The following is a 6266-nucleotide window of genomic DNA, read 5'->3' as shown; positions in this document are numbered from 1 at the left end:
ATCATATTATTGTTTGTTGACGCTTGTTTGTTTAGTTTTCAAGGAACAATCACTAACGCATCTTTTTTTGAAGACGACTTTTTAATATTACCAGATTGCTAATGTGATGTCAACAAGTTTTTTCTTGTTTGTTTTTCTCTCAGAAGCAACTTTAATAATATAGCACCTTTGAGCAAACCATGCAATAGCTTTTTTAAACTTTTTATCCAAAATCATAAAGAACCAAAATTCTAATTATTCCTCGTCTTCATCGTGTGTATAAAACTTCCCAAACAAGAAAGCGCCAGCCTCCAAAAAGGAAACTGGCACTTACTTCATACTTCTATATTGAAGGTTAACAAAATTACCGATGCCTCATTAGAGGGAACAATAGGACATCCCTTATAGATGGAGAATTAGTCAACAACATAACTAGACGGTCGATGCCAATTCCCAGTCCCCCAGTTGGCGGCATACCATATTCGAGTGATTCAATAAAATCCTCGTCCATTTCATGCGCTTCATCGTTCCCTTGCTCACGCTCTTTTAGCTGAGCTTCAAAACGCTCTCTTTGGTCAATCGGGTCATTAAGCTCAGTAAAAGCATTCGCATGTTCCCGAGCCACAATAAATAATTCAAATCGATCCGTAAAGCGAGGATCATTTTCATTCTTTTTAGCAAGCGGAGATATCTCAACGGGATGGCCGTAAATGAATGTAGGCTGAATCAGTTTTTCCTCAACCTTTTGCTCAAAGAACTCATTAACAATATGGCCATAAAGCATATGCTCCGTAATTTCGACGCCATGTTCTTTAGCAAGCGCACGCGCCTCTTCGACACTCATTTCTTTCCAGAAGTCAACGCCAGTATACTCTTTAATGGCATCAACCATATGAAGCCTCTTCCATTCAGGCTCGAGATTAACCTCATACTCACCGTATTGAATCGTTGTCGTTCCGAGTACCTCGCGGGCAATATGGGCAATCAGATTTTCAGTCAACTTCATAATATCCTCGAAATCAGCATAAGCTTCGTATAATTCAATCATCGTAAACTCAGGATTATGTCTAGTAGAGACTCCTTCATTTCTGAAAACACGGCCAATTTCGTAGACCTTTTCAAGCCCTCCAACAATCAGGCGCTTTAAATGGAGTTCGATTGCAATCCTCATATACAACTCCATATCAAGGGCATTATGATGCGTAACGAACGGGCGGGCAGAGGCACCGCCTGCTATGGAATGCATCATTGGGGTTTCCACTTCAAGATAGCCTTGGTCATCAAGATAACGGCGCATTGCCTGAAGGATTTTACTTCTGGTAATAAAGGTCTCCTTGCTTTCATCACTCATAATAAGATCAAGGTAGCGCTGGCGATACCGTTGTTCTACATCCTTAAGGCCATGGAATTTATCCGGCAATGGGCGTAGCGCCTTTGTCAAGAACGTATACTCGCTAACTTTTATGGACAGTTCTCCTACCTGAGTCTTAAAGAGCGTGCCGGATACACCGACAATATCCCCCAAGTCAGTTTGATCAAACAGCTCATACTGTTCATCTCCAACAGCATCTTTTCTAACATATATCTGAATCTGGCCAGTAAGGTCCTTAATATGGGCAAAGCCAGCCTTCCCTTTCCCGCGCTTGGTCATCACCCGGCCAGCAAGGGCTACGGAGACTTCCTTAGCTTCTAGCTCTTCCTTTTCAAGTTCTCCATATTGCTCAATCAATTCCTTACTCGTAGCATCACGTAAAAACTTTTTACCAAACGGATCCAAGCCCTTTTGGCGCATTTCATTCATTTTTTCTCTTCTGACAAGAAATTGGTCATTCAATTCCTCTTGGCTCATACTATCAGCTCCCGTATATATAGTGCGGTATGTAAACTCGCGTATGTTGAAATGTTATTCACCCAATCAGTTTGGACAAATTATTATAAAACAAGACATTAGCTCCATTTTACACAAAATAAGCGCATAGTCCTACTAATAATAACAAAAACAGAAGAAAGGCTGCCAGTGTTATACCGGCAGCCGCATTTTTAGCATCTCGAAAAAGGTTAGCCGACAATTGCCTGCTGTTCCTTTTCCTCAACATAAGCCACAAGGCTATTAAGGAGCATAACAAGCTCATCTCTCGTATTGCATTCATTAATAGCATTGCGAACCTTAGCATTACCTTTGACGCCTTTCAAATACCAGGCTGCATGCTTGCGAAACTCTCTGACGGCAATAAATTCATCCTTAAGGGCAATCAATCGGTCAAGATGGAGAATCGCTACATCCATTTTTTCACGTACGGATGGTTCACCCATCAACTTGCCTGTTTCTAGATAGTTTACAGTACGGTAAATCATCCATGGGTTTCCTAACGCCGCGCGGCCAATCATAACTCCGTCAACCCCGGTTTCATCAAGCATGCGTTTGGCATCCTGGGGGGTTTGAACGTCACCGTTCCCAATAACCGGAATATTCACAGATTGTTTAACTTCCTTAATAATATCCCAGTTTGCTTTACCTTCATACATTTGAACACGTGTACGTCCGTGTACGGCCACGGCCTTACCGCCGGCACGTTCTACCGCGCGGGCATTTTCTACTGCGAAAATATGCTTTTCATCCCAGCCGACTCGCATTTTAACTGTTACAGGCTTTTCAACCGCATCAACAACAGCAGAGACCATATCATAAATTTTGTTAGGATCTAAGAGCCACCTTGCTCCGGCATCACATTTAGTGATTTTAGGAACTGGGCAACCCATATTAATGTCAATAATATCAGCATTTGTATTTTTATCTACAAATCGTGCTGCTTCAATGAGGGTTTTCTTTTCGCCTCCAAATATTTGCAGGCTTAGCGGTTTTTCCCGCTCATCTATATAAAGCATGTTCATCGTCTTTTCATTTTTAAACACGATGCCTTTATCACTAACCATTTCGGCACAAACCAGCCCGGCACCAAATTCCTTTACGGTTAACCGGAAAGCCGAATTACAGACACCAGCCATTGGCGCCAAAACAACAGGGTTCTTCATGACTATATCGCCAATCTTTAACATACTACGGCCTTCCTTTCTCTTAAATGGTTTTGGGCCCGTTTGTGCCCGCTTCATCTATTACTCCTTGGGCGGAGCAATCTCATCAATACTAATGCGCAAAACCTGTGAAACCTTATTAAGTAAATCTGCCGGCGGCATTCGGTTTCCCCTTTCAATTTCCCCAAGGATTGAGACAGATACACCCAATTCCTTTGAAAAACTATCTTGGGTAAATCCTTTTAGTTTTCTAAAAGCCCGAATCCGTCTTCCCCATTTATCCGCTTCCATATCCGTACTCCTTCTTTATCAGGTAACCGCCCTAAAAGCTCAGTTAAAGGCTCTTTGAAGCCGGGAAGAGAAATGTTTCCGGCGATTTCATGCAACGGAACCAGCACAAAAGCTCGCTCTCCCAATCTGGGATGAGGAATGCACAGGCTCTCTGTTTCAATATTTTCTTGGTTAAAGGCAAGAATGTCAAGGTCTATTGTTCGGGGGCCCCATCTAACTTCCCTTTTTCTCCCAAAAACTTGTTCTATCCCAAGACATGTTTCCAATAAAGCAGAGGAATTTAAATCCGTTGTTATTTCTACAACCATGTTTAAAAAAAGAGCTTGCTCTTCAAAACCAACTGGATCAGTTTCATAGATAGAGGAATAATTTACTACCTGTATGGAGGGATGGCGATTTAATTCACGAATTGCAGAAAATAGATAATAGAGACGGTCCCCCATATTGGTTCCTAGTGACAAGAACGCATGATTGTTCAATTTGACCTTCTCCTTGTTATCTCAATTGCTACCGATTGATAATGCCCGGGAATCGGAGGATCTGGTTTAATAACCTTGACAGTTACCTCTTCAACCAGAGGAAATTCACCTAATACTGTGGAGGCAAGTTTTTCAGCAACTGCTTCAACCAATTTAAAAGGTTTCCCCTCAACAACCTCTTTGCATACTAAATAAAGCTCCCCATAGTTAACTGAATCCCCAAGGCTATCGGAGAGACCTGCTTTGCTCAGGTCAAGGCCAATAGCCAGGTCCACCCCGAACCGCTGGCCAAGCTTTGTTTCTTCCGGGAAGACACCATGATAACCGTAAAACTGCATTTTACTAATATATATCCTATCCATGCACTCGCCCCCGCCCCATTAATGCATCCATCATTTTCGCCATTCTGGAAATTTCCTTTACGTCATGGACACGAACCATCTGGCAGCCCTTCTGGATTCCATAGCATACAGTTGCCCCCGTTCCTTCCATCCTTTCGTCTGGCGGCACGTCAAGGACGTGTCCAATGAACCGCTTACGTGAGGTCGCAAGAAGAACTGGATAGCCAATCCCAACAAGTTGCTCAAGGTTTTGCATCATTTCCATATTTTGTTCATATGTTTTTGCAAAACCTATCCCGGGATCAAGAATGATCTGTTCATCCTTTACTCCTGCAGCTTTAGCAATAGCGATGCTCTCATATAAATCCAACAAAGCCTCACGCATGAAAGTACTATAAGGCACGTCTTCACGGTTATGCATGAGGATGATGGGAGCTCCCGTTTCGGCGGCGACATTCGCAATTTCCGGGTCTTTTTTAGCTCCCCAAATGTCATTAATAATATGAGCACCAGCTTTTAAAGCTTGTCTTGCAACTTCTGCTTTATATGTATCCACTGATAGCGGAACAGACAATTCCCTTGCCAAGGCTTTCACAATCGGGATAATCCTCGAAATTTCTTCATCCTGTGAAACAGGTTCATGCCCTGGGCGAGTAGACTCACCACCAATATCAATCATATCCGCTCCATGCTCGACCATTTCCTTCGCTCGTTCAATAGCACGGTCGATTGAATTAAATCTGCCTCCATCCGAAAAAGAGTCCGGGGTAACATTCAAAATCCCCATAATCAATGTTTTCGAAGAATAATCCAATTCTAAAGGCCCACATTTAATAATTGTATTTGTAGTCATGCTAATGTTCCTCCGTCTTCGAGTTTCCTCTCCTATCATACAAGAATTTCTCATTAAAACCTACTAACGGGCCAACGGTAGTCTTTGCACTATAGCAGACATGAATCGTCCGCTTAGAAAGGCGGGTTAGAAAAACTTTGCACTGCAGCTTATTATTAAAACAAAACATGGGCCAGCAGCTGCCAGCCCATGTAACAAAATCATTTTATTTTATTCATCAAATTGATAAAGTGGAGTGCTTAGATAACGTTCTCCATTACTAGGAATAACAGCAAGGACTTTTTTGCCTTTACCAAGTTCTTTAGCAACTTTAAGAGCTGCATAAATGGCTGCACCCGAGGAAATGCCGCCTAGAATACCCTCTTGCTTAGCGGCACGACGGGCATACTCAAAGGCCTGTTCATTTTCAACAGTAATAATTTCATCATAAATTTCAGTGTTCAGGATATCAGGTACAAAACCTGCACCAATGCCTTGAATTTTATGTGGTCCTGGCTTCCCACCGGAAAGTACAGGGGAGTCAGCAGGCTCAACAGCGACAATCCTTATACCTGGATACGTTTCACGAAGGACTTCACCTGCTCCAGTAACCGTACCACCCGTTCCAATCCCTGAGATGAAAGCATCCAACTGCTCTCCAATTTGTTCAACGATTTCCTTACCAGTCGTTTTCCTGTGAATTTCAACATTTGCTTCATTTTTGAATTGCTGAGGCATAAAGTAGCCATTTTCTTTTGCTACTTCCTCAGCTTTTCGAATTGCCCCGCCCATCCCTTCAGGTCCTGGAGTGAGCACAAGGTCAGCGCCATAAGCACGTAGGAGATTTCGCCGTTCAAGGCTCATTGTTTCCGGCATAACGAGAATCGCTTTATATCCCTTTGCTGCTGCCACCATCGCAAGGCCAATACCTGTATTCCCGCTAGTAGGCTCGATAAGGGTATCACCTTCCTTCAGGCGCCCTTCCTTTTCCGCTGCTTCAATCATAGCAAGAGCAATCCTGTCCTTAACGCTGCTGCCGGGATTCATATATTCTAACTTCAGATAAACCTCAGCACTATTTTCATCGGCCAAACGGTTCAGTTTTACAATAGGGGTATTTCCGATAAGATCCGTTACTGAATTTGCAATACGTACCATTCGCTCCACTCCTCATATCCGAGTATTTTTATTGGATTTAATTAAAATTTATCACTTTACCAGTTAATAGTCAATATAATAACATTCCCTTTCATTCATTCCTAAAACATACTTTTACAAGCAAAAAAACCGCCTTCATAACGAGGCGGCGGA

General features: G+C 42.6%; 7 protein-coding genes. All 7 read right to left on the bottom strand.

The genetic code is table 11. The features are described from left to right. Window positions 1–343: 343 nt before the first annotated feature. On the bottom strand, window positions 344–1828 hold the full coding sequence (gene lysS, locus A8F94_RS24750) for a lysine--tRNA ligase (protein WP_066207364.1): 1485 nt from the start codon (window positions 1826–1828) through the stop codon (window positions 344–346). A 209-nt stretch (window positions 1829–2037) separates the two neighbouring features. Next, window positions 2038–3036: a tRNA dihydrouridine synthase DusB gene (dusB, locus tag A8F94_RS24745; RefSeq protein WP_066207373.1), complete on the bottom strand. Its 999-nt coding sequence runs from the start codon at window positions 3034–3036 to the stop codon at window positions 2038–2040. A 57-nt stretch (window positions 3037–3093) separates the two neighbouring features. Further along, window positions 3094–3303 (bottom strand): helix-turn-helix domain-containing protein, encoded by a 210-nt coding sequence (locus tag A8F94_RS24740; RefSeq protein WP_066207361.1) that lies wholly within the window; start codon window positions 3301–3303, stop codon window positions 3094–3096. Then, a complete protein-coding gene (gene folK, locus A8F94_RS24735; protein ID WP_066207358.1) occupies window positions 3255–3782 on the bottom strand; it encodes a 2-amino-4-hydroxy-6-hydroxymethyldihydropteridine diphosphokinase in 528 nt (175 codons plus the stop codon). Before folK ends, A8F94_RS24740 begins: the two co-directional genes overlap by 49 nt. After that, window positions 3779–4144 (bottom strand): dihydroneopterin aldolase, encoded by a 366-nt coding sequence (gene folB / locus A8F94_RS24730; RefSeq protein ID WP_066207353.1) that lies wholly within the window; start codon window positions 4142–4144, stop codon window positions 3779–3781. The genes folK and folB overlap by 4 nt, the downstream gene beginning before the upstream one ends. Next, on the bottom strand, window positions 4137–4976 hold the full coding sequence (gene folP, locus A8F94_RS24725; protein ID WP_066207350.1) for a dihydropteroate synthase: 840 nt from the start codon (window positions 4974–4976) through the stop codon (window positions 4137–4139). Before folP ends, folB begins: the two co-directional genes overlap by 8 nt. A gap of 210 nt (window positions 4977–5186) precedes the next feature. After that, on the bottom strand, window positions 5187–6113 hold the full coding sequence (gene cysK / locus A8F94_RS24720) for a cysteine synthase A (protein WP_066207347.1): 927 nt from the start codon (window positions 6111–6113) through the stop codon (window positions 5187–5189). Window positions 6114–6266 lie beyond the last annotated feature (153 nt).

Origin of the sequence: Bacillus sp. FJAT-27225 (assembly GCF_001685025.1) — a bacterium.
Classification (GTDB): Bacteria; Bacillota; Bacilli; order Bacillales; family Cytobacillaceae; genus Bacillus_D.
This window is presented reverse-complemented; position numbering and strand designations above follow the sequence as displayed.